Consider the following 21,134-nt stretch of genomic DNA (forward strand, 5'->3'; position numbering starts at 1 on the left):
CTCGTGAACGTAAAAGCCGATGAGTTATCCTAGAGGGCGGTACTTGTTACCGCTCGCTTTTTCACGACACCACCATCCAATGCCAACCTTTATCGACATCAGCTTTCGCTCGCGTCAAGCCTATTTCGCCATAAGCGCATAGTCTTGAAGCCGTCATTTCTTTTTGCTCAGTCACGGTGACGCCGCCTACAAACACAGCAACCCGACTCTCCGGTTCGTCCTCAAAAGGTATCTGAAGCCGTTTAACCGCGGTGACGCATTCTTCACCTAATCGCGAGGCACCCTCAGTGCGAGGCAATATCGCAATAAATTGACTTCCCGTGTAACGACAGACGAGATCGCCTGGTCGTTTAAGCATCTCATCAATGGCTTGTGCCACTTGGCGGATCAACTGATCACCCGCAACCCGACCGTATTGGCTGTTGTAATTAGATAGGTGCTGGATTTCGACCAGCATTAAGCTCAGGGGTGTTTCATCACGGACCGAGCGCTGGATTTCGCGCTCTAATGCTTGCTCAAATTGGGTTCGGTTATATAACCCCGTCAACCCATCACATTTGGTCATTGATTCTAATCGGCTATTCGCATCTTTGAGCGCATGTGTTTTTTGCTCGACTTGGACTTGAACACTGTACGCCCGTGCCTGCAGGCGATAGAGCAGATAACAAATCACAAAAAAGATGCCACTACCGATCAAAAACGTCCACATTGGCACCCAGCTTTGTCTTTGTTGCATGTAACTGACTGTGGGATAGCCCACCAACTCCCACTCTCGTCCGGCAAATAAAATGGGTTCAGCGGGCTGTTGTGCCAGCGAATCCTTCATTTGTGCCAGTTCAACACGATGGGTATGCAACACTTGGCGATAATTAGGATCGGTGGTATCAATTAGGGTGTAATTGATACCGTCATTCATCACGGTTTTTATCGCAAGATTGACCAGGGTTTCTACATCGATCACTGCCACTAAAAATCCACGCAAATCCTGGGTATCATCCCCTGCTAGTTGTTCGGGATCGACGAGGATCGGCATAATGAGTAAAAAGCCACGCACATCACCATACGCCCGTTCAATGGTCGTGGCAGGCGTAGCCACTGGCACACCAGTATTAAAGCTGGTTTTAAGTGCCTGGCGTGTGATGGGTGTTGAGCCCAAATCATAACCCATCACAGCGTCTGATTCATTGTTACCTGAGGTAAATCTAAGGGGAAAATACATATCACGGCGAGAGGCGGGTACTAACTGGCTCTGATCGTTGAGTTCAACAATATTGAAGCTTGTTCGATCAGGCTGAGCCGCTGTCATACCTTGTGTGTAATGCCGGCGTTGATGATGCATGACAATATCGGCCCACTCGATCGATTTGAAACTAGGATGACGCTTTAATACCCCAGAGGTTAGAGGCTGAAAATTGCGGGCGTTTAAGCGATGCCCAGCATCGAAGTGATTCTTAACCGCATAAAGCAGTTCAAGACCCAGGTTGACCTCGCGCGCCAGCGCCATTGCCGCATTATTAACATCCTTGTGCAGCTCTTTACGAATGGCTTCTTGCTCTTTTTGATAGAGTAGATGCGCCGTGAATGCCGCAAACCCTACGCCAATAAGCGCCGTTATGATGATGATACTCCATGCACGCCGAGGCATTATTACTATCCTTACCCTATATTACCTACGCAATAAATATGCTAGCTGCGCGATAAATATGCTAGCTGCGCGATAAACATGTTACCTACGCGATAAACGAGGGGGCGTTATAACCCACTTATCTTGTAAGCGTAGTGGGCAAGACTATAAACGATCAATTTTTTAACACTATCTTGGCATGCAGGCTACATTTACCCCATGACAACTGAGTTGAGACAAGTAACGGCTGCAAACATAAACAAGACACCTGCATTTATACGCCACAATGTGGGCTTAATTCGCTTTATTAAGTGCCAAATTTGCGCAGCGAGAGCCAACAAGCCAAACCCAGCCCCGGCAACAAACGCATTAATCTGGCTAGGTGCGATATCTGAATGACTTAACGCCGCCACGCTTGCGACAAACACCATCAGTCCCATAAACGCCATCACACTTGCCAGTGGTAATAACGTGTCAAAAGCCTGCAAACGTGAACGCGCACGCACTAATAGACCATGCCCCAAGCTTGCACCAAGTAACACCAGCTGTAATACCCCGGCGACAACCAGTAGCCCACCCTCAGCCATCAGTATGGTAATCCATGTAACAACGCCCAATAAATTTGCGACATACAACAAAGGAATGGGACCTGACCGACGTGTTTTGCCCGTTTTTGATCGAAACGCAAATATCCCTAACGTTAAGAAGGGTAAGATGGCGAAAAAACTAGATGGAACCAAGATCAACCAAGCAAAAGTCGGCACCCAAAAAGCATGATGAAAACGCCCTCGCTGGCCGGGGCAAATATCGCCCTTCAAAAGGGCTAACGACAACACGAGTTGTGCCCCCAAAACAGCAGACACGATCGCGGGAACAAGTAACACGTACATAACAAAAATTACCTTACATAAAGCATTAAAAAAGAGTCAACTATTGAACTGATTACATTAAAAAGCGCCATCGATCACATTGAATGCACGAAACAGACTCAAAACCGCCAATAAACTGGCATGTTTGTACACTTATACCAACCTTTATGACAGATAAAAACAACATGACCGCACGACGCGATAATAACAAAGTGGCGCGAGCAGCGGGAACCTTTGCACAAACGGAAAGGACAATGGGTGCAATGATGAGTGAGACCTTAGGGCACATTATTTATAAGCTCCAAATATCATTTTTTGAACTTTGGAGTGCAAAAAAACACGCCAACAGTTTTAATAACACGCGTAGTACCTATCTGCGCAGTCGCTTATGTGTACTGTGTTACGTTTGGGCTGGGCTCACGATCGCTTGGTCTGTCGCTGATTTTCTATTCCTATCGGACACTACCGCCGCCGCCCAACTATCATTGCAACGCTTGCTATTAGGTGGGATGCTAATAACGATTGGTTACGCAGTGAGTCGAGCTAACAATCTAAAATCGGCTAAACTCGGTCTCGTCGCGATGGTGATTGCCACCAACGCCTTTTATTTCTCTGCCAGCCACACCCTTCATTTCCCTACGGAGAACACCGCGTTTTCCTATAGCTACACGCTATTGCCGATCATTCAGATAGTCATGCTCACTATCTTTCCGCTCACCATGCGCGAAAGTTTATCGTTAATGACAATTACTTTAGCTTGCCATCTCTGGGTGGATTCGTTCGGTGGCACCATGACCAGTCCCGACAATATTGCCTCATACTGGTTACAGACAGTGATTGCCTTCATGGTGGTCTGGTCACAGCTTTCGCAATTACATATGATTTTGCGCCTTTATCGCCAGGCGACACTCGATCCGCTCACTGGGATCTATAATCGCCGAATGCTGCTTCAACTGGCAATGCGCGCACTCGCCGTGAGCGAGGAACGACATTCTCCCTTTTCTGTGTTGTTGCTTGATTTGGATAAATTTAAACGCATTAATGACAAATGGGGCCATTACGCTGGCGACGTTGTTTTACAGTCGTTTACACGTACAGTGCAAGAGCGACTAAGAAAATCTGACATCTTTGGTCGTTTTGGTGGCGAAGAGTTTATCGTATTCTTACCTAAATGCAGTGGTGAGGTCACGGCACAAATCGCTAACCGATTACTCGAAGAAGTCGAAAGTATGGATGTGCCAATTGATGAAAGCCGAACGCCGCTCAAGGTGACCGCGTCGATTGGTATCTCCACCTTTCAACCCGGTGACACACTCTCATCATTGATTGAACGAGCGGACAGTGCGCTTTACCAAGCCAAAGCCGAAGGACGAAATTGTGTCCGTGCCTACCAACCGGGTCATCAAACCAGTGTTGATGCACGAAATTCAGTGAGCCGCGACAACATTGATATGCCGACCGAAGCATCACTTTAAATCAGCCGCACGGTGAGTCGACGGCGTTCATGCCATAAGCCCATCGTACGGCAAGCTCATGGCTCAGTATGATACGAGGCCGTGCTCATGGGGCCGCCGTTTGCTGGTGTATTTTGCGAGCGCGGCTTCGACTCACCACCCGGGATAACCCAAACACCAAACCTAATAAAACCAGTCCCAACGCTAATGCGGCAATGACCACGCCGAACCATGCATAATGCTGCCAAGCCGCGATGAGATAAAAGCCGCCAAGACTGCCACCGACATAATAATGTACCAAATACAAAGCCGTTGCGGTTGCTTTGCCTTGTGCAGCTTGGCGGCTCACCCACCCATAAGCTAAAGAGTGAGTGAAAAAAGCCCCACCGCTAACCACCAACAACCCAACAACTATCCAAGGTATATCATGACTTAATGTCACTAATACGCCTAGCATCGCCACCAAGGTGCCAAAGGCCATGCCTCTGATTGCACCATATTTGAGCACCCACCGGCCACTGAGCCGTGATGTCACCGTACCGGCGAGATAACAAACAAATACCGATGACACCAAGCTTACTGGTAACTGATAAGGAGGCGCTACAAGTCGAAAGGCGGTGACCGAAAATAAGTTAACAAACAATGCAAAATTCACCCCACCAATAAGCATGGCTATCCACAAACTTGGCGTACGTAAATGCGACAAGACCCCACGTGAATGGGTGAGCAACGATGTTCTACCTGGGGAGAAATAGCGTTGACGAGGCAGCAATTTTGTCACGATCATCACTCCCGCCAGTGTGAAGGCCGCCATGGCGAGGACCGCACCATGCCAGCCCCACCAATCGGTCATTATACCACCAGCAACGCGACCAGAAATGCCACCCAGTGAATTAGCACTGATGTAACTGCCCACGGCGATCGCTAACGCCTTGGGAGAAAACTCTTCGGCCATGTAAGCGACCGCCACCGCCGCGAATCCACCAAGAGACAAGCCCATCAACGCGCGCAGCAGAACAATCATCCAAAATGATGAGGTACTCGCCATCGCAAGCCCAACAAGCGGCAGCATCCATAAGCTGGTCAGCATCACAGGCCGACGCCCAATACGTTCAGAGAGCACCGCCCAAGGCACTAAGGAAAAGGATAACCCTAGCGTTGCCGCCGCAAGCAACCAGTTCGCACGCGTTTCACTGATCCCATCACTGGCTGCAAACACAGGCAACATCGGTTGGAACAAGTAAAGGTTACAAAAAATCAGAAAAGAGCCGAACGCAAGTGCAAATGCCGTCAGCCGATAACGTGATGAGCCAAGCTCAATCATGACAACCTCACCGTTTAGTCAGATGACCCTATACTAGCAACGGCAATGTGCGTAATAAAATAGATTCACGTTAAGTTAGTTTCATTGTCAGCTATTAGTGCGTCACAATGCCGAACATCACATATTGCCCCTATACTCTATGCAGGAATATCGCTAAAATCGCCGGCCAATTAATCGCCCGCTTTGGCGCATGACTGCAAATCATTTGCTCACACGCGCGGCAGACCAAGAGACAAAGACGTGACACCGACTGCTATATACGACTATACCCCCTACTGGGCCGCTTGCTTCGGGCCTGCGCCTTTTTTGCCAACCAGCCGAGAAGAGATGGATATTCTTGGTTGGGACAGCTGTGACATCATCATTGTCACGGGCGATGCCTATGTCGATCACCCCAGTTTTGGTATGGCCGTGATTGGACGCACCTTAGAAGCACAAGGCTTTCGAGTCGGGATCATTTCGCAACCCAATTGGCACACTAAAGAAGACTTTATGGCACTCGGTGAGCCTAACCTGTTTTTTGGTGTCACCGCGGGTAACATGGACTCGATGATCAATCGCTACACAGCGGATCGTAAACTGCGCCATGATGATGCTTACACCCCGAATAATGAGGGGGGTAAAAGACCTGATCGTGCTGTCTTGGTGTATTCTCAACGTTGTCGAGAAGCTTACAAACAGACACCCATCGTGCTCGGAGGCATTGAAGCAAGTTTACGCCGCCTGGCTCACTACGATTATTGGTCAGACAAAGTTCGTCGCTCTGTGTTGTGTGATGCAAAAGCCGATATCTTATTATTTGGTAACGCGGAACGTGCATTGATTGACGTTGCACACCGCTTGTCACGCGGAGATTCATTGGCCAATATGACGCGTATCGCGGGCACGGCCGTAATGATGAAGTCACCGCCTGAGGGAATGGCAGAAGTAGACTCAACTCGCATCGATAAGCCGGGTAAAGCAATGACGATGCCTAACCCTTATGCCACTGAGACCCAGTGCGAGACCAGCAAAAAAACGGAACCTGACGCGGCGAAACCGATTAGTATTCGTCCTTCTCGCCACGATGCCAAGAACACCTTTGTTCGCTTACCCTCGTTTGAAAAACTCAAAAACGATCGGATTTTATATGCGCATGCCAGTCGAGTGATGCATTTAGAGGCGAATCCCTACTCTGCACGTGCGCTCGCGCAACAGCATGGTGACCAACTGCTTTGGATTAATCCCCCTCCGGTGCCGCTGACCACAGAAGAAATGGATTACGTTTTTGGCTTACCTTACGCCCGCGTGCCGCATCCGCAATACGGCCAAGCTAAGATCCCGGCTTACGATATGATTAAAACATCGGTGAATATCATGCGCGGCTGTTTTGGTGGCTGTTCGTTCTGTTCAATTACCGAGCATGAAGGCCGGATTATTCAAAATCGCTCGCAAGCGTCGATCATTGAAGAGCTTAATGATATCCGCGATAAAGTGCCCGGCTTTACAGGTACCATTTCAGATTTAGGTGGACCGACAGCCAACATGTATCGCTTAGGCTGTGCCGATCCGAAAGCTGAGCGAAACTGTCGTCGTCCGTCATGCGTTTTCCCAAAAATTTGTGACAAGCTCAATACTGATCACCGTCATACCATCGATCTCTATCGTAAAGCCCGTCAAGTCGAAGGGATTAAGAAGGTGCTGATCGCTTCAGGCGTACGTTACGATCTCGCGATCGAATCTCCAGAATATGTCAAAGAGCTGGTCACGCATCATGTCGGTGGATACCTCAAAATCGCGCCCGAGCACACCGAGAAAAACACCCTCGATCTGATGATGAAGCCTGGCATGGGGGCGTACGATCGATTTAAAGCCTTGTTTGAGAAATACAGTAAAGAAGCGGGGAAAAAGCAGTATTTAATTCCCTACTTTATTGCCGCTCATCCTGGCTGTACCGACGAGGATATGGTGCACCTGGCGTGCTGGCTGAAAGAGAATGACTTTGAGTGCGACCAAGTGCAAAACTTTTACCCATCGCCAATGTGTAACGCCACAGCGATGTATCACTCAGAGACCAATCCACTCAAAAAGGTGCGTTATAAAAAACGCGAAGCACTGACCGTCGCCAAAGGAGAGCGCCAACGTCGCTTACATAAAGCCTTATTGCGTTATCACGATCCGGCGAACTGGCCACTGATCCGTGAGGCGTTGGTCTCGATGGGTAAAAAACATTTAATTGGTAACGGCCCGAAATGCTTAGTCCCCACAGAAGATAGCGTAGCGACAACAGGTCGCCAACGTCGCTCAGGGCGTCACGGCACTCAGCGCTTTGCCACTAAGCATCCAAAGCAGCCCGATATCCGCCAGCCTAACAGGCACAAACCGAAGACACATAAACAAGCGGGTTCCAACGCTAAGCGTCGAGATAAACGGACTTAAGATTTGTAGTCAAACGTCACTATACGGCTCAAGGACAAAAGACAAAGAACAGAAAATAGAAAGCAAAACGCCCCAACAATGGGGCGTTTACGATAACGTGTCGGCGTTAGGCCAATATAAGCGATGGCGATTACGGCCTTGGCTAACGGATAAGCTCCATAACGATGACGCCCAATGCCAGCACGCATGCAATGGCCCCAATGACCCAAGCAATTTTTTTCTGCGTGCTCTCTTCCAAGTATTGCGCAGCGGTAATACCGAGTAAAACTAGCAAGATAATAACAACTGTTTTAAGCATTTGTTTGCCTTAGCTTTTAGCTCTTTATTTTACTGTACGCGAAATAACCACAGGTGCAATCCTTTAATTTATACGTTGCCAGAGCGCGCAAGATCAGTGCGCGTATGCGCAAGTCGCAATAATACCTGCAGTGGATGCAACAGCGGTGTCTCACTAAATCGCTTCACTTGGCTACGGCACGAATACCCAGTTGCGACAACCCGCTCTTTAGGTAAGTCAGCCAGTTTAGGTGACCAACTTAAATCATAGATGGCTTCTGAGGTATCGCGCTTATCGGCTTCATGGCCATAGGTACCCGCCATGCCACAGCATCCTACAGAAACGGGTTTAAGCTCTGCGCCAAAATGGGCGAATAAATCAACCCACTGTTGCTCTGCATGAGGTAACTGCGTTTTTTCTGTGCAATGACCAAATAAGTACCAAGGCTCGGACGTATGCTCAGCCTTTGCTGGTAGGCTAGGCACCACATTCGTTAACCACTCATGGCTCAGTAGGACGTTAAAATCACCACGATAACGGCCCAGCGCCTCTTGATATTCATCGCGGTAACACAGCACTAAAGCAGGATCGACACCCATCATCGGAATATTCAGCGCCGCTAGCTGATTTAAAAAGCCAGCGGTATTACGCGCGGTTTGGGCAAAACGTCGTAGAAAACCTTTTACGTGTTGTGCTTTACCGTTGGGCTTAAAGGGAATCAGCATCGGCACTTTTCCCAGTCGGCGGACCAACTTGATCAAGTCGTGAATCAGTGGCGCTTCATAAAAACTGGTAAACGGGTCTTGCACGATCAACACATAGTTTTCACGCTCTTGCGTGGACAAGGCTTGTAGCCACTCGAGATCAAATTTGAGGGCATGATCGCCTGCCAATGCCTGGGCCAATGTCGGCACCGATAAAGCGGGTGTATCGGTGTAACCAATGAGTTTGGCTGTTAAGCCTTGTGCCCACTGGGGTTGGGTTGCGGCATTGACTAACCTAGGCGCTTTAGCCATTAATGGCAGCAAGCTTTCAATATTTGCGACCAGGTGATCTTTGATCGGACGCGGATAACGGCTGTAGTACAACTGCATAAACCGGGAACGAAAGCTGGGGACATCGACTTTAATCGGACACTGACTGGCGCACGCTTTACACGCCAGGCAGCCACTCATCGCTTCCATAACCTCATGGCTAAAGTCATCCGCCTCTTTTTGGCGGGTAAAGTAACGCCCGAATTTCGCCATCATTTCACGGACTGAGGGAGATTGCGTCATGAGTGCTTGCTCGACATCCAACGGATCAACGCCCTGCTCCGCGAGCAAACGTAACCACTCGCGCACAATCCCTGCCCGGCCTTTAGGTGAGTGTCGACGGTCATAACTGACTTTCATCGACGGACACATGGGTGACGACGTATCATAGTTAAAGCACAACCCGTTGCCATTGCATTCCATCGCGCCTTTAAAGCTATCTCTAACCTCAACCGGGATCTGGCGGTCATAAAAACCACGCTTGGTATCATCGACCTGCACCAAAGCATCGTCGCTGTGAATCGGGGTACAAATTTTTCCAGGATTCATCCGGTTTTGCGGATCAAAGGCCGCTTTTACCCGACGCAATTGCCTGAACAGAGTCTCACCAAAAAAGGCAGGACCGTACTCAGAGCGATAGCCTTTACCATGTTCGCCCCACATCAATCCGCCGTATTTCGCCACCAGTGCTACGACCTGATCAGAAATGGTTTTCATCACCCGCTCTTGTTCGGGATCGCACAAGTCAAGCGCGGGGCGCACATGCAATACCCCTGCATCAACATGGCCAAACATGCCATAGTGCAGATGATGGCTATCGAGTAATGCGCGGAACTCACTGATAAAGTCCGCCAAGTTTTCTGGTGGCACACAGGTGTCTTCGGTGAAGGCTACAGGTTTGGCCTTGCCTTTCGTCGCGCCCAGTAATCCAACCGATTTTTTGCGCATGGCATAGATTTTATTAATCGACGCCAGATCACGGCAGATCTGATAACCAATCACGCCTTTTTGCTGTTTCGCTATCAAGCGATCGAGTTGCTCACACAGGGTCGTAATTTGTGCCTCAATGTCGTCGGCATCATTGCCAGCAAACTCGACCATATTAATGCCGTGCATGACCTTACCCGGCACATCCTCCAGCAGATCACTGACGGTATGCCACACAATATCATTACGCGCTAAATCAAGGACTTTAGCATCAATGGTTTCAACTGAAAGCGCCTTAGCTTCTACCATCATGGGCGCATTACGCAACGCTGAATCGAAGCTGTCATATTTAATATTTACCAAGGTGCGTACACTTGGAATGGGCGTAATATTGAGCTTGGCTTCGGCGATGAAGGCTAAAGACCCCTCGGCGCCACAGAGCACACGGCCAATATCGAACTCCGTTACGGTTTGATCGTAAACATGTTTAAGATCATACCCAGTCAAAAATCGGTTGAGTGGCGGAAAGGTGTCGGTGATCAGATCACGATGTTCGCGACATACGGACGACACGGTTTCCAGAGCACGTCCGGCTAAATCACCTCGCGCCATCGCTTGCTTGAGCGGCTCCGGCTTAAGCGGTTGGGTCTCCAACACACTGCCATCAATCAATACAGCTTTTAATCCCAGCACATGATCCGACGTTTTGCCGTAACGTAACGACCCCTGCCCCGATGCATCGGTATTGATCATCCCACCGATCGTGGCGCGATTACTGGTCGATAAATCCGGCGAGAAAAAGTAGCCATACGGACGCAACACATCATTGAGCTGATCTTTAATCACCCCGGCTTGAACACGCACCCACCCTTGTTCAGGGTTGACCTCTAAAACCTGGTTCATATGACGGGAGATATCCACCACCACATGTTGGGTCAGTGACTGACCATTTGTTCCTGTGCCGCCGCCGCGTGGCGAAAACTTAATGTCACTGAAAGGTGGGGCTTGAACGGTCTCACCAATGATGCGCAGATCATCAACCGACAACGGGAAAAGAACGGCTTGAGGCAGTGCTTGGTACACACTGTTATCCGTCGCTACCGCCAGACGGCTTGCGTAGGTCGATTCGATATCGCCCTGAAACCCGCGTCTTGCAAAGCGGTAAGAAAATCAACGACGGCGGACGACAAGCCCGCCTGTGGGTGTATTGCCGGTATCATTGCGGTTCCTGTGCGAGTATCACCATGCCTGGTGCAATTTTAGTTATGCGCCTACTTTACCTTAACTCTTGGCACAGCCAAAGCGATCACAGGGTAAATCCTTCGCGAGTCAATCCTTAAATCCTCATCACCATTCCCGCCAACCGAGCCTAGTGCTTGACCATCTCGCAAGCTCTGGGCTCGCAATCAAAACCCAAGGCCCTAAACTCCACGCTGCCATGGATACAACGATCAATACAATCCAACTCATTCCCGTCACCTGCACCACGCCCCAAGCGGCCAGAAGCAGCCCAGCGACCCCCAAGAAAATCCAGGCCAAGGTCAATAGTTTTCCCATCATGCTCGCAGCCGGTTTATGACTGGGGAAAAGCTTGTGCCAGACCTGACCGGTATATATCCCAGCGCTTAATGCGGCTAAGTAGAGCAGATCGGGTAACTTTAATGCTAACGCCAATAATGCTAGCAACGCACAGACCAATAGCCACAGCCGACCGGTGGTCAGTAGCGGTCGATCTTTCCCTATGGTCACTGCATCTATTTTCACGGTTGCCCAGGCTAGGCTGCTTCCCACTAAGGCGCCAATCACCACATCACTAGCAAAGTGAACGCCCAAATACATGCGGTTGAGCCCCATCAAAATCATCACCGCCAAAGCAAGCACTAACGACCCATATGCCTGTCCATGCGTATCACGACGCTTTAGGTACCAGGCGGTGACAACGGCTGCCGCTAATAAGGTGTGACCGCTTGGTACCGTAAAGCCATCTGCCTTACCGATTTGCAAGTCAGGCCATAGGTAAAACGGTCTTGGCATCGCAAATCCTGTTTTTAACGTGATAGAGACAGTCGCCGCACTGATCAAAAGAAAAAGCAGCGACAGCGCCGATTTATGGCCACGAAAAATAAGAAATAGTGGAACCAAGGCAACGTAAAATGCAATTTCTCCTAAGATGTTGATCAGTCTGAATAAGTATTTAGTCATCGCGCTCGCGACATCGCCCAAGTGCGCGACCACCGTTTGTAGGCCAGAGACGAGGCCATACTGACTTACGTAAAAGGCAGGCGCTAGGGCACTAAAATCCGCTAAAGCAGCGACATCACTGCTAGGCGTTTTTGCCGCCAGAGACCATAGCAACTCACCGCGATCTTTAAATCGATAGCGATAGTCGCCTGCCTGTGCAGGCGGTATTAACAAGGCTTTATCGATTTCAGATCCAAAGTGCAGCGCCTGCCAAACCGGCAACACGCCTGTGCCATTGGCGTTCGAGACAACCGGTAGCGGCGTTTGGCTTTGGCAAGCAAACAATACCCCACGTTTATCTTTGTGAGCGACCTTCCCCACATTGACGCGAAGAGCCGTTTCTTCAAACACTTCACGCGCCAGGGCTCGGGTCGGTGATTCAGTCAAATTCACTCGTCCACCGGGTAAACCATATCGCCCGGTGACTCTATCTTTTATCAACAGTAGTCGCCCAGCAGGATCGGTAATCACACAGGCGACCCCTGCGATCCCTTGCTCCGTTGAAAACGTATCGTCACCTTGTGCTAAGGCATAACTCGACACCCACCAACTAAATACTGACAATAGTACAGCGATACTCCATTTCATTCGGCGGCTCCTGAATGCACCTGTCCTGATAAAAGATAAGGGAAAAGAATGACACAGCCAGACCCTCTCAGCCCCTATTATTACCATCATAACTTTCAAAGCTTGATCGGTTTAGTGTCTGAACGTGACTGGGATCTGCTCACAGGCAAAGAACGGGCTTGGCTTACCTGCTTTCAACAGCTTAGCTTCAAAGCCCAATGTTTGCTGGTCCGTTTATTGATGCGCCGCCATGATTACTTCTTAGCCGACAAACTGACCTATCCCGAGCTCGGAGACACCAGGCCACTGCTCCACAACTTGGCCGATAACGGATTTGTCAGCATCACCGATACTGCTCCCGCTGACGTCTTATTTAACCTACTGAGTAAGGCGCAATTGATCGATGCGTTTCCAGCGGTGGCCTTAGCGAAAAGTGCGAGTAAGACACAGTGGCAAACAGCGATCACTGACACCTATGACGATCCGCTCATCAGTCCCTACGCGCTAGTCGTCTGCCACCAACCGGACCTACTCCCCGTCTTGTTGTTATTGTATTTTGGTAATTCACGCCAAGATTTGAGCCAATTTGTCGTCGCCGAGCTCGGTATTCAGCAATTTGAATCGTATCCTGTTAGTCAGTCTGAGCGTTTGTTTCAACACCGCCAACACATTGATGATTGGCTGCACTTGTCTGCGCTTACCGACACGGTTTGGCAAGCAAAGAAAGCCAAGCGTCCAGCGTTGATTCTTGCGCTACAATCACGCCTTCCTCAGCCGTTTGAGTGGCCGCCACTTGAGCGCAAAAGGCAACGGTTAGTTAATCGTATTGCACGTGAGTTTGAGCGCCACGATGACTTCCCTTGTGCCACATTGCTTTACCAAACCACCACGCAACCGCCAAGCCGGGAGCGACAAGCTCGCATGTTGATTAAACAAGGTTATATTGATGACGCATCACGCATCATTGCGGCCATGCTCGACGCGCCTCACGATGAGGAAGAATATGACGTCGCTTGTCGTATCGCCAAACAAAAGCCCCTCAGAGAGCATGCCCGTTTGGTGCCGACAAACTCAGTCAATCCTGCCATTGTGGATAGTGAGACATTGACACTCCCCCTTGAACATCGGGTGGAATGGGACGTTGCGGCGTATTATCGATGCCAAGGCTGGCAAGTATGGTATAGCGAAAACAGTTTGCTGAATGCGCTGTTCGGGCTCTTTTTTTGGGACATTCTATTTTTACCCATCAGTGGCGCCTTTGTGAATCCATTTCAACGTGGCCCGCGCGACCTGTATAGCGACGACTTTGTCACCAAAAGACAACCCCAAATTCATGCGCGCTTGGCAAACATTAATCAAGCACGCGATTGGATAGCACGACACTATCAACAAAAACAGGGGCTCAGTAATGATTGGGTCAACTGGTCTGTGATTGAATGGCCGCTGCTTGACGCCGCCTTACACGCCCTCAGCGACACACAGCTAAGCGCGTGTTTTAAGCGTATTTTGTTCGATCGACGCCATAATCGACGCGGTCACCCCGATTTGTTTATGTGTCGAGGCGACGCTTATCAATGGGTAGAAGTGAAAGGCCCAGGAGATGTGTTGCAGCCTCATCAAAGCCGCTGGCTTCAGTTTTTTCACCAGAATGGCATTTGTGCCAAAGTCGTCTATGTCACTTCAGCTACGTCAAACAGCTAGTCAGGTCTAATCGTCAATAGAAACGATCAATGTATGTGACGTTGTCACTTAGCGTCTTCAGTATGAGGATTAAAGATGTAGTGCGAGCCATCGTAAACAAGTCGTTTAATCAAGGCTTCACAGTGTTTAAGGCCACCGCGGTCAAACGATACGCCGTAGCGTTGCATTCCCCATTTTTGCTGACGGTTTTCCACTTGCCCGCTTAATACAAAGCAATCGTCGCTATCGGGCGCTTGGATTTGTATCGCGATTTGATGGTGCTTTTCAAAAACGGGCGCAATAGCATCAAAACTAAACCCACAGCCACCTGCAGAAATATCGGTAAGATTGACCGACAAACGACGACTACCTAGAGGAACTTCACCTTTCACATTTAATTCATAACGATTATCTTTGCGCTGTTGAATCAATTTGGCTTGCTGTGGTAACTCAACCACCACCAAATTAACGGGCGCTTTGAGTACGGTGGAAATTTTGGATGCAAACCGTACTTTCGCGCCTTCACCCTCATCAGAAACGGCATCCACGGCGAGGCGATAACCTTCAATAAAAAATTGATTAACCTGATTGAGGTTTTCCGTGGGCAGAGAAAAGAACAACCGTTTTTCGCCATCAAAACCGATAAAGGTACAGTCAGAGCGATACGTTTGCCCCACCGGGGTTTTAATTTGTACCTGGGTGGTCGTTCCGTGTTTCATGAATGCCACGGCTCGCAGACCAATGACGGTGTCTTCTCTTACGGTTCTATATTTTTTGGCCTTAAGCTGAGGCAAAGACTGCATCATTCTCAATTCTTGCGGTTAAGAGAACAAAGGTAACGGCAAATTCAATCCCCGTTACCACTTGGAAGCCATGACGCGCACGTAATGCGTTATTGGCACGTCCAGCTGTTGACACGTCAAGCTGTTGACACGTCAAGCTGTTGACACGTCAAGCTGTCAACACATCAAGCTATTACACGTTAACGATAACAGCCGTTGGCTACAGCAGGTACATAACAAACTGCATTAAAGGTACCGTATTGCCGCTCGAACCAACCACTTGATTACCTTCAATCCGGGCGGTAAGCGTGGTTGTTCTTTCCGACTGCGTGACGAACCCCGCACTGGATAAGTTACTGACTTTTTCTCGCCATGGCGAGCGTGAAAGCAACACGTTTGGTACCGCCACATCCAGATTGCCAGACAACTGACTCACCAGCTGATTCAGGCCAAACTCACCCGTGGCGTCGCCACCGCTTAGCTCAAGGCGCATATCAACGCTAACGTCCCCTTCTGGAAGCGTCAGGCTTGCCGGCGACAAATTAACCGATAACCCCGACTGCAACAAATCCACAACGGCTTGTTCCATCGCAGACGCACTTCCCGGCGCCGGGCCCTCTTGCCACTGTGACGATAGCAATGCGATCTGAGACATAGCCGTATAATCAAGGTGGTTAGCATCTAACGCGACCACCAAGTTGCGCCAACGGGTTTGATCTGGCAACGTTATCTCACCAACGGTGAGTTGATTGGTATTATTCAGCGACCGCGCTGACGCCGATTCAACCAGCTCATTGCCAATTTCAAGCTCAACCTGAGCAAGCTGGACCGATTGACCATTGCCGTTATCTAGCTGCGCTTGCTCAATCGAGAGCGACTGATTACCAATCCATAATCCCTCTTGCAGATAACCTTGGCCGCTCCCTGTGATGGTATCAACTTTCAACTGCTGGCCATTATCATCATTAAAGGCGAGAGCAGGCAGTGAGAAGGTTGCTTTACCGCGTCCTTTGCGGTCAATCTCGCCTTTAACACTCAGTTCACTTGCGGTTAGATTACTGTTTGACTCCGAAAGCGAGAAAGGCGCCACCGTCAGATGATAGTCAGAGGCGCCGGTCAGCAGCGTATCAAGGTCTAAGCGAACCGGTGTCGGATTACCTGGCCATACCTTTTGAGTAATTTGTTGTAGCTCTGGGGTCATTACCAAAGTATTGCTCGACGAGACCCCCAATACACCGTGAGATATCTCTGATGTGATCTCGTAGGCAACCGGTAACCCTGACTGCTCCAATAATGCTTTACTCTCGCCCTTAAACTGGACACGCGTAACCGCTTGTGAGCTTAAGTAGCCTCGCTCATAGGTCTGTTTCTCGAGCGTAAAATCTGCGGTTGTGCGTTGATCCACTTCACGCTCATACATTGAGTGCGCAATTTGGCCCGTTGCAAATGGCCAACATGCAACCACCGCAAGGCCGCCGGCAATGGCGCCATACTTTCCTAAAAACATGTCTTTTTTGCTCCAAGGACACGAAAACCATTAGTGTAACCAAAAATGGACGCTGACGATAATATACTAATAGATTGGGATACAGGTTTAAGTCAGTCAGCAAGCATCATTTGTCTATCCATCGAATAGGTCACGATGGGCGCGCGCATTAAGGTTGCGAGGTTTAGCAGGATATGTTCATGAATGTCGACTATTTCGCATCATTGAAGCGAATAAATGCCTATAATCAAAGCGAATTCGCGACAAATCGGCAGAGTGTATGAACCCTTATGTGATATTGTGCATTGACCAAGACCCTATCGCGGTGGAAAAGCTCTCTCACGACCTCGCGCCGTTTCGCGATGTCTTTGATCTATGCAGTACTGATACCCCTGACGATGCCTATGCGTTGTTAAATGATTTGAAAGCGAACGAGCAACAGGTGGCGTTATTGATTTGTCATAACGCGCCTGGGAACAATGATGGCATTGATTTATTAGTCAACGTTGACAACCATGCCGCCAGTAAAGGGGCGCGTACTATTTTGCTCAGCGAAGCGCCGCAGTACGATGTCATTTTGCAGGCAGTCAATGAGGGCCGGTTAAATTATTGCATGCACAAGCCGTGGCGAGCAGATGAATTACGGCGGGTCGCAGAGAAAGAACTCACAACCTATGTCTTGCGGCATTGCCAACACGATCTATTGCGTTATAGCGAAGTGCTGGATCATCGCACCTTACTGGATGCGCAAGTCGAACGTGAGATTAACCAATTTCAGTCACAATTGCTCGCGCCAGCCGAAAGCAATAAAGCAGACATTGCCGACCGAGTGATTGCTGGCCTTTATGCCTTTTTTGACGGCAATGACGAAAGCCGTGCCTGCCGAACCTACAGCGCCAACCATGTACTCACGAAAGAAAACCAAGATAACGCATTTTTGTGGTTTATTGCCGAAGGCGACGTTGGGCTCTATAAAACCGACGATAAAGGGCAAGTGCACCATGTCTCTACCCTCTCTGCCGGCAGTTTGATTGGTAGCATGTCGTTTGTCACTGGCGAGGTCTCTTTCTCGACTGGGCGCACACTCACTCGCACCCGAGTGATCAAAATCGACCATACGCTATTTAGCAAAATAATGACCAGCCGCTCAGAGCTGTTACCCCTGTTTATTCAATACCTACTATTGCATTTTAACCAACGCTTAAAGCGCAGCATTGATACCGAAATCCAGCTACAGCAAACACTCGCTTCGCTGGATGAGGCCAATCGCCAGTTGTTAGAAAAAGAAAAAATGGCGCTCCTGGGCCAGCTGGTCGCCGGTGTCGCACATGAACTCAATAACCCTGTTTCCGCGATTTTACGTAATAGCGACGCACTTGCCGACGCTTTAGAGCACGTCGCAAAAACGCCCCTTGATGCTGCCAGCCGCGAACAAGCCCTTACCCTTTTGCAAAACAACCGCGACAGCACCCCGCTATCAACCGCCACCGCGCGAACACATACACGTACGTTAAGTGAAATGACCGGGAATAAACGCACGGCACGAGACCTGGTGAATATTGGCCTGTATCAACAAGATACGGTGACCAACTGGCAACAACGTTTGGGACCACATTTTGACACTGAATTGGCGACTTGGAAGCAATACGCCCGTTGTGGTCGCCTATTACGCTCTAATCATGTATGTGCAGGTCGGATCGCCGATCTCGTCAAAAGCTTACGCACCTATGCGCGCCAAGACAGCGAACAGCGCCAGCGTACTCATATTATTGAAAGCATTGATGACACCCTGACGTTATTCGAACACCGACTCAAACCGCACCAATTAGAAAAGTACTATGACTGGGTGCCTGACATTATCACTCAGCCATCAGCTTTGGCACAGGTTTGGACCAACCTTATTGCCAACGCACTGGATGCGATGCCAGAGCCGGGCACACTTACCGTGACAGTTAAAACCCTTAACGACCAAGCATCTGGCATGATTCAAGTATCGGTGACGGATACGGGGATAGGAATGACGCAAGAACAGCAAGAAAAAATGTTCGCGTTAAACTACACCACCAAGCGCGAGGGGCATTTTGGTTTGGGTATTGGCCTGACCATGTGTCAAACCATTGTTCATCAGCAAGGGGGCGATATTCAGGTCCGCTCCCAACTCGGGAACGGCACCACGATGACAGTCACCTTGCCCATAGCACTCCCCGCCTCTGCCAATAAGGAGCCACAAGCATGAGCCAATATTTAATTTTATGTGTGGATGATGAACGCGATGTCCTCGATAGCGTGATAGACGATTTGCAAGGTTTTACCGATCACTTTGAGGTCGAAGCCGCCGAGTCCGTTTCCGAGGCACGCGATGTGATTCGCGATATGGCCACGGAAGGAACACAACTGGCACTTATCTTGTGTGATCACATTATGCCAGGTGAATTAGGCGTCGATTTTCTCATTGAGCTGGCTAGTCAGCCTCAAACCGCTTCGGCACGCAAGGTCTTACTCACGGGTCAAGCAGGGCTGGAAGATACAGTATCAGCGGTGAATCATGCCAGTTTGCACTATTATCTCGCAAAACCGTGGCAGAAAGACACCTTAGTGAGCGTGGTGACCGATCAATTAACCAGCTATGTGGTTGCTCACGAACCCAATTTGTTCCCTTGGGCTAGCGTACTCGATACCCCGCGTGTCGTGGAGGCGATTAACCGCAACAAATGGAATATGGACGGCGAATAGTCCCAATTTATTGCCATAACCGCGCATTGGGTCAGAAATGCGTAAAAAAGCCTAAATGACGGGCGGATGTGCTTGTTTCAGCGCGCAATCGTCTTATAGAATGATTTCAACACCAATAACAAGTGGAATTGATAATGCGTAAATCTCTTTTAGCTAGCGCGATTGTCGCGTTGGCTTCTTTCAGCGCCGTGGCCAATGAAGAAGACGCCAACCTCACCACCATGAGTAATTTTAGTTACGATTACTTGGAAGGACGTGTCGGTGTTAGCCCCCTCACCTATGGTGCAGGATTTAGCATGTCTATTCACCCTAATGCGCACATTCGTGTTGAAGCAGATACCGAGTTTGATTCGGATTGGGATACCGCTGCAGGGATTGGTTTTCATGCACCGATCAATAACTGGGCAGACTTGACCGGTGAATTGCTTGCGCGCGGCGTCAATAAAGAGAACTTCAACAGCGATGTGGGTTTAGAAATCAATCTTGGTATTCGCCAATGGTTGGGGCCACAAGTTGAAGTGGGCGGTGAAATCGGTCTACTCACCGTGGATGATGAAGAAGATACGTTTGGCTCTGCTTACGGTCGATTCCACGCAACCGAACTGTTCTCGTTAGGCGCGGCATACCGAGTTAACGAGTGGTATGGCGACCAGTTTATGTTTACGACACGCTTTAAGTACTAATAGCCATACAGCCAAGATCAAAAAACCCGCTTTGATGCGGGTTTTTGTTTTTCTGTCAGTGACGAAGGTTCGCTTCTGCCCAGTCCTCAGCGAATCAATAACATGGGTACCGTCGATTCAATCAGCAGCTTGGTGGTGTTACTTCCGACAAAGAACTGACGTAGTTTTGAATGCCCGTACGCCCCCATCACAATCATACCCACTTGATTTGACGCTTGATAATCTAAGATAGCTCGGTGTACCTCACCCGTGAGTTGCGCTTGCACGACATTGACGCCTGCCGCTTGCAATCGCTCAGCCGCCCGTTTAAAAGCAGCCAATTTCTCTTGCGAATCTTCTACCATCACTAAGTGACAAGTCATTCCCGCTAATAATGGGGTGACGAGCGCCTTCTCCACCAGCTTTTCACTGATGTCACTGCCGTCAAATGCGAGCAAATAACTGTCAGGTGTCGAGAACTCACCATTAGCAATCAGCGTGTGTGCCTTAATTGAACGCACGACACTTTCAAGTTGTGAACCGATGGCTCTAGCATCACTTTGATGTACTTCACCAGATTTTCCCAGCACCAAGACACGCGTTTGTGCTTCCAGCTCAAGCAAGGTTTCAACCAAGTTGCCATGACGTTGCAAGGTGCTAACATCACCCAAACCTTTCGCTTTGGCGTCGTCTGCCAGCTCAGAAAGTAGCACTTTCCCATGCTTCATTTCGAGCTTAGCGCGCTGACCATCTAGCTCAACCAATTCTTGTAATAGTTGCTCTCGACTGCCTGCAGCTAAGTTACCGGATAGTTCAGGCTCCGGCTGGCGAGACGATTTATCCAGCACATGGAGTAGTGTTAAGGGTACAGACAGACGGCTTGCCGCCCAAATGCTCAACGCTGCCACTGGCTTTGAATAATGCGGGCCATCGACGCATGCTAGGATCCGTTGCTCCAAACCTTCTCTCCTCTTTGTTGAATATCGCTGCCCATTCACTCAATCATTTGCTGACAACGATCAGCTCTTTATCACATTTGCCACTATGCCATTGATA

15 protein-coding genes and 1 pseudogene are annotated in these 21,134 nt (G+C 49.4%); 6 read left to right on the forward strand and 10 right to left on the reverse strand.

Annotated elements, in window-relative coordinates; translation table 11 throughout:
* Positions 1 to 61 precede the first annotated feature (61 nt).
* Positions 62 to 1,645 carry a diguanylate cyclase gene (locus HLG76_RS10015; RefSeq protein WP_175993578.1) on the reverse strand — a complete coding sequence of 528 codons (1,584 nt, stop codon included), beginning with the start codon at positions 1,643 to 1,645 and terminating at the stop codon, positions 62 to 64.
* Positions 1,646 to 1,836: 191 nt separating this feature from the next.
* Positions 1,837 to 2,514, reverse strand: coding sequence for a hypothetical protein (locus HLG76_RS10020; protein WP_077461294.1), 678 nt, complete (start codon positions 2,512 to 2,514; stop codon positions 1,837 to 1,839).
* A gap of 146 nt (positions 2,515 to 2,660) precedes the next feature.
* Between HLG76_RS10020 and HLG76_RS10025 the strand changes: the two genes are divergently transcribed.
* The gene (locus HLG76_RS10025; protein WP_158011338.1) at positions 2,661 to 3,968 is read left to right on the forward strand and encodes a GGDEF domain-containing protein; all 1,308 of its coding nucleotides are present in this window, start codon (positions 2,661 to 2,663) and stop codon (positions 3,966 to 3,968) included.
* 85 nt (positions 3,969 to 4,053) lie between these two features.
* Here HLG76_RS10025 and HLG76_RS10030 read toward each other — a convergent pair whose 3' ends face one another.
* Positions 4,054 to 5,271: an MFS transporter gene (locus HLG76_RS10030; RefSeq protein ID WP_175993579.1), complete on the reverse strand. Its 1,218-nt coding sequence runs from the start codon at positions 5,269 to 5,271 to the stop codon at positions 4,054 to 4,056.
* Positions 5,272 to 5,511: 240 nt separating this feature from the next.
* On the opposite strand from HLG76_RS10030, the gene HLG76_RS10035 reads away from it, so the two are divergent.
* Positions 5,512 to 7,689 carry a YgiQ family radical SAM protein gene (locus HLG76_RS10035; protein ID WP_175993580.1) on the forward strand — a complete coding sequence of 726 codons (2,178 nt, stop codon included), beginning with the start codon at positions 5,512 to 5,514 and terminating at the stop codon, positions 7,687 to 7,689.
* 142 nt (positions 7,690 to 7,831) lie between these two features.
* On the opposite strand, the gene HLG76_RS10040 is transcribed toward HLG76_RS10035, so the two are convergent.
* The 3 genes and pseudogenes from HLG76_RS10040 to HLG76_RS10050 form a co-directional block, all read right to left on the reverse strand.
* Positions 7,832 to 7,987, reverse strand: a complete 156-nt coding sequence (locus tag HLG76_RS10040; RefSeq protein WP_021022780.1) for a hypothetical protein — start codon at positions 7,985 to 7,987, stop codon at positions 7,832 to 7,834.
* A 68-nt stretch (positions 7,988 to 8,055) separates the two neighbouring features.
* Positions 8,056 to 11,147, reverse strand: a pseudogene (locus HLG76_RS10045) (FAD-binding and (Fe-S)-binding domain-containing protein).
* Between the two features lie 127 nt (positions 11,148 to 11,274).
* Positions 11,275 to 12,756 (reverse strand): phosphatase PAP2 family protein, encoded by a 1,482-nt coding sequence (locus tag HLG76_RS10050; protein WP_175993581.1) that lies wholly within the window; start codon positions 12,754 to 12,756, stop codon positions 11,275 to 11,277.
* A gap of 48 nt (positions 12,757 to 12,804) precedes the next feature.
* On the opposite strand from HLG76_RS10050, the gene HLG76_RS10055 reads away from it, so the two are divergent.
* The gene (locus tag HLG76_RS10055; RefSeq protein ID WP_175993582.1) at positions 12,805 to 14,436 is read left to right on the forward strand and encodes a VRR-NUC domain-containing protein; all 1,632 of its coding nucleotides are present in this window, start codon (positions 12,805 to 12,807) and stop codon (positions 14,434 to 14,436) included.
* 44 nt (positions 14,437 to 14,480) lie between these two features.
* Here HLG76_RS10055 and HLG76_RS10060 read toward each other — a convergent pair whose 3' ends face one another.
* The 3 genes from HLG76_RS10060 to HLG76_RS10070 all read right to left on the reverse strand — a co-directional run bounded on the left by HLG76_RS10060 (position 14,481) and on the right by HLG76_RS10070 (position 16,704).
* Entirely contained in the window at positions 14,481 to 15,221 is a 741-nt protein-coding gene (locus HLG76_RS10060; protein ID WP_021022776.1) for a flagellar brake protein, read from the reverse strand.
* Positions 15,196 to 15,333 carry a hypothetical protein gene (locus HLG76_RS10065; RefSeq protein ID WP_175993584.1) on the reverse strand — a complete coding sequence of 46 codons (138 nt, stop codon included), beginning with the start codon at positions 15,331 to 15,333 and terminating at the stop codon, positions 15,196 to 15,198. Before HLG76_RS10065 ends, HLG76_RS10060 begins: the two co-directional genes overlap by 26 nt.
* Positions 15,334 to 15,417: 84 nt before the next feature.
* Complete coding sequence (locus HLG76_RS10070) at positions 15,418 to 16,704, reverse strand: DUF945 family protein (RefSeq protein WP_175993585.1); 1,287 nt, start codon at positions 16,702 to 16,704, stop codon at positions 15,418 to 15,420.
* A gap of 271 nt (positions 16,705 to 16,975) precedes the next feature.
* On the opposite strand from HLG76_RS10070, the gene HLG76_RS10075 reads away from it, so the two are divergent.
* The 3 genes from HLG76_RS10075 (at position 16,976) to HLG76_RS10085 (ending at position 20,099) form a co-directional block, all read left to right on the forward strand.
* The gene (locus HLG76_RS10075) at positions 16,976 to 18,919 is read left to right on the forward strand and encodes an ATP-binding protein (RefSeq protein WP_175993586.1); all 1,944 of its coding nucleotides are present in this window, start codon (positions 16,976 to 16,978) and stop codon (positions 18,917 to 18,919) included.
* Positions 18,916 to 19,416, forward strand: coding sequence for a response regulator (locus HLG76_RS10080; protein ID WP_077660198.1), 501 nt, complete (start codon positions 18,916 to 18,918; stop codon positions 19,414 to 19,416). Before HLG76_RS10075 ends, HLG76_RS10080 begins: the two co-directional genes overlap by 4 nt.
* A 134-nt stretch (positions 19,417 to 19,550) precedes the next feature.
* Positions 19,551 to 20,099, forward strand: a complete 549-nt coding sequence (locus HLG76_RS10085; RefSeq protein ID WP_021022772.1) for a hypothetical protein — start codon at positions 19,551 to 19,553, stop codon at positions 20,097 to 20,099.
* An 86-nt stretch (positions 20,100 to 20,185) separates the two neighbouring features.
* Here HLG76_RS10085 and HLG76_RS10090 read toward each other — a convergent pair whose 3' ends face one another.
* Positions 20,186 to 21,037 carry a universal stress protein gene (locus HLG76_RS10090; RefSeq protein WP_077461285.1) on the reverse strand — a complete coding sequence of 284 codons (852 nt, stop codon included), beginning with the start codon at positions 21,035 to 21,037 and terminating at the stop codon, positions 20,186 to 20,188.
* Positions 21,038 to 21,134: the final 97 nt, after the last annotated feature.

This window comes from Salinivibrio sp. EAGSL, from assembly GCF_013366455.1.
Lineage (GTDB): Bacteria > Pseudomonadota > Gammaproteobacteria > Enterobacterales > Vibrionaceae > Salinivibrio > Salinivibrio costicola.

Excerpts from the sequence above, each read along its gene's own strand:
- HLG76_RS10015 (WP_175993578.1), bottom strand. The coding sequence starts at position 1,645 with ATGCCTCGGCGTGCATGGAGTATCATCATCATAACGGCGCTTATTGGC.
- HLG76_RS10020 (WP_077461294.1), bottom strand. The coding sequence starts at position 2,514 with ATGTACGTGTTACTTGTTCCCGCGATCGTGTCTGCTGTTTTGGGGGCA.
- HLG76_RS10025 (WP_158011338.1), top strand. The coding sequence starts at position 2,661 with ATGACAGATAAAAACAACATGACCGCACGACGCGATAATAACAAAGTG.
- HLG76_RS10030 (WP_175993579.1), bottom strand. The coding sequence starts at position 5,271 with ATGATTGAGCTTGGCTCATCACGTTATCGGCTGACGGCATTTGCACTT.
- HLG76_RS10040 (WP_021022780.1), bottom strand. The coding sequence starts at position 7,987 with ATGCTTAAAACAGTTGTTATTATCTTGCTAGTTTTACTCGGTATTACC.
- HLG76_RS10050 (WP_175993581.1), bottom strand. The coding sequence starts at position 12,756 with ATGAAATGGAGTATCGCTGTACTATTGTCAGTATTTAGTTGGTGGGTG.
- HLG76_RS10055 (WP_175993582.1), top strand. The coding sequence starts at position 12,805 with ATGACACAGCCAGACCCTCTCAGCCCCTATTATTACCATCATAACTTT.
- HLG76_RS10060 (WP_021022776.1), bottom strand. The coding sequence starts at position 15,221 with ATGATGCAGTCTTTGCCTCAGCTTAAGGCCAAAAAATATAGAACCGTA.
- HLG76_RS10070 (WP_175993585.1), bottom strand. The coding sequence starts at position 16,704 with ATGTTTTTAGGAAAGTATGGCGCCATTGCCGGCGGCCTTGCGGTGGTT.
- HLG76_RS10080 (WP_077660198.1), top strand. The coding sequence starts at position 18,916 with ATGAGCCAATATTTAATTTTATGTGTGGATGATGAACGCGATGTCCTC.
- HLG76_RS10085 (WP_021022772.1), top strand. The coding sequence starts at position 19,551 with ATGCGTAAATCTCTTTTAGCTAGCGCGATTGTCGCGTTGGCTTCTTTC.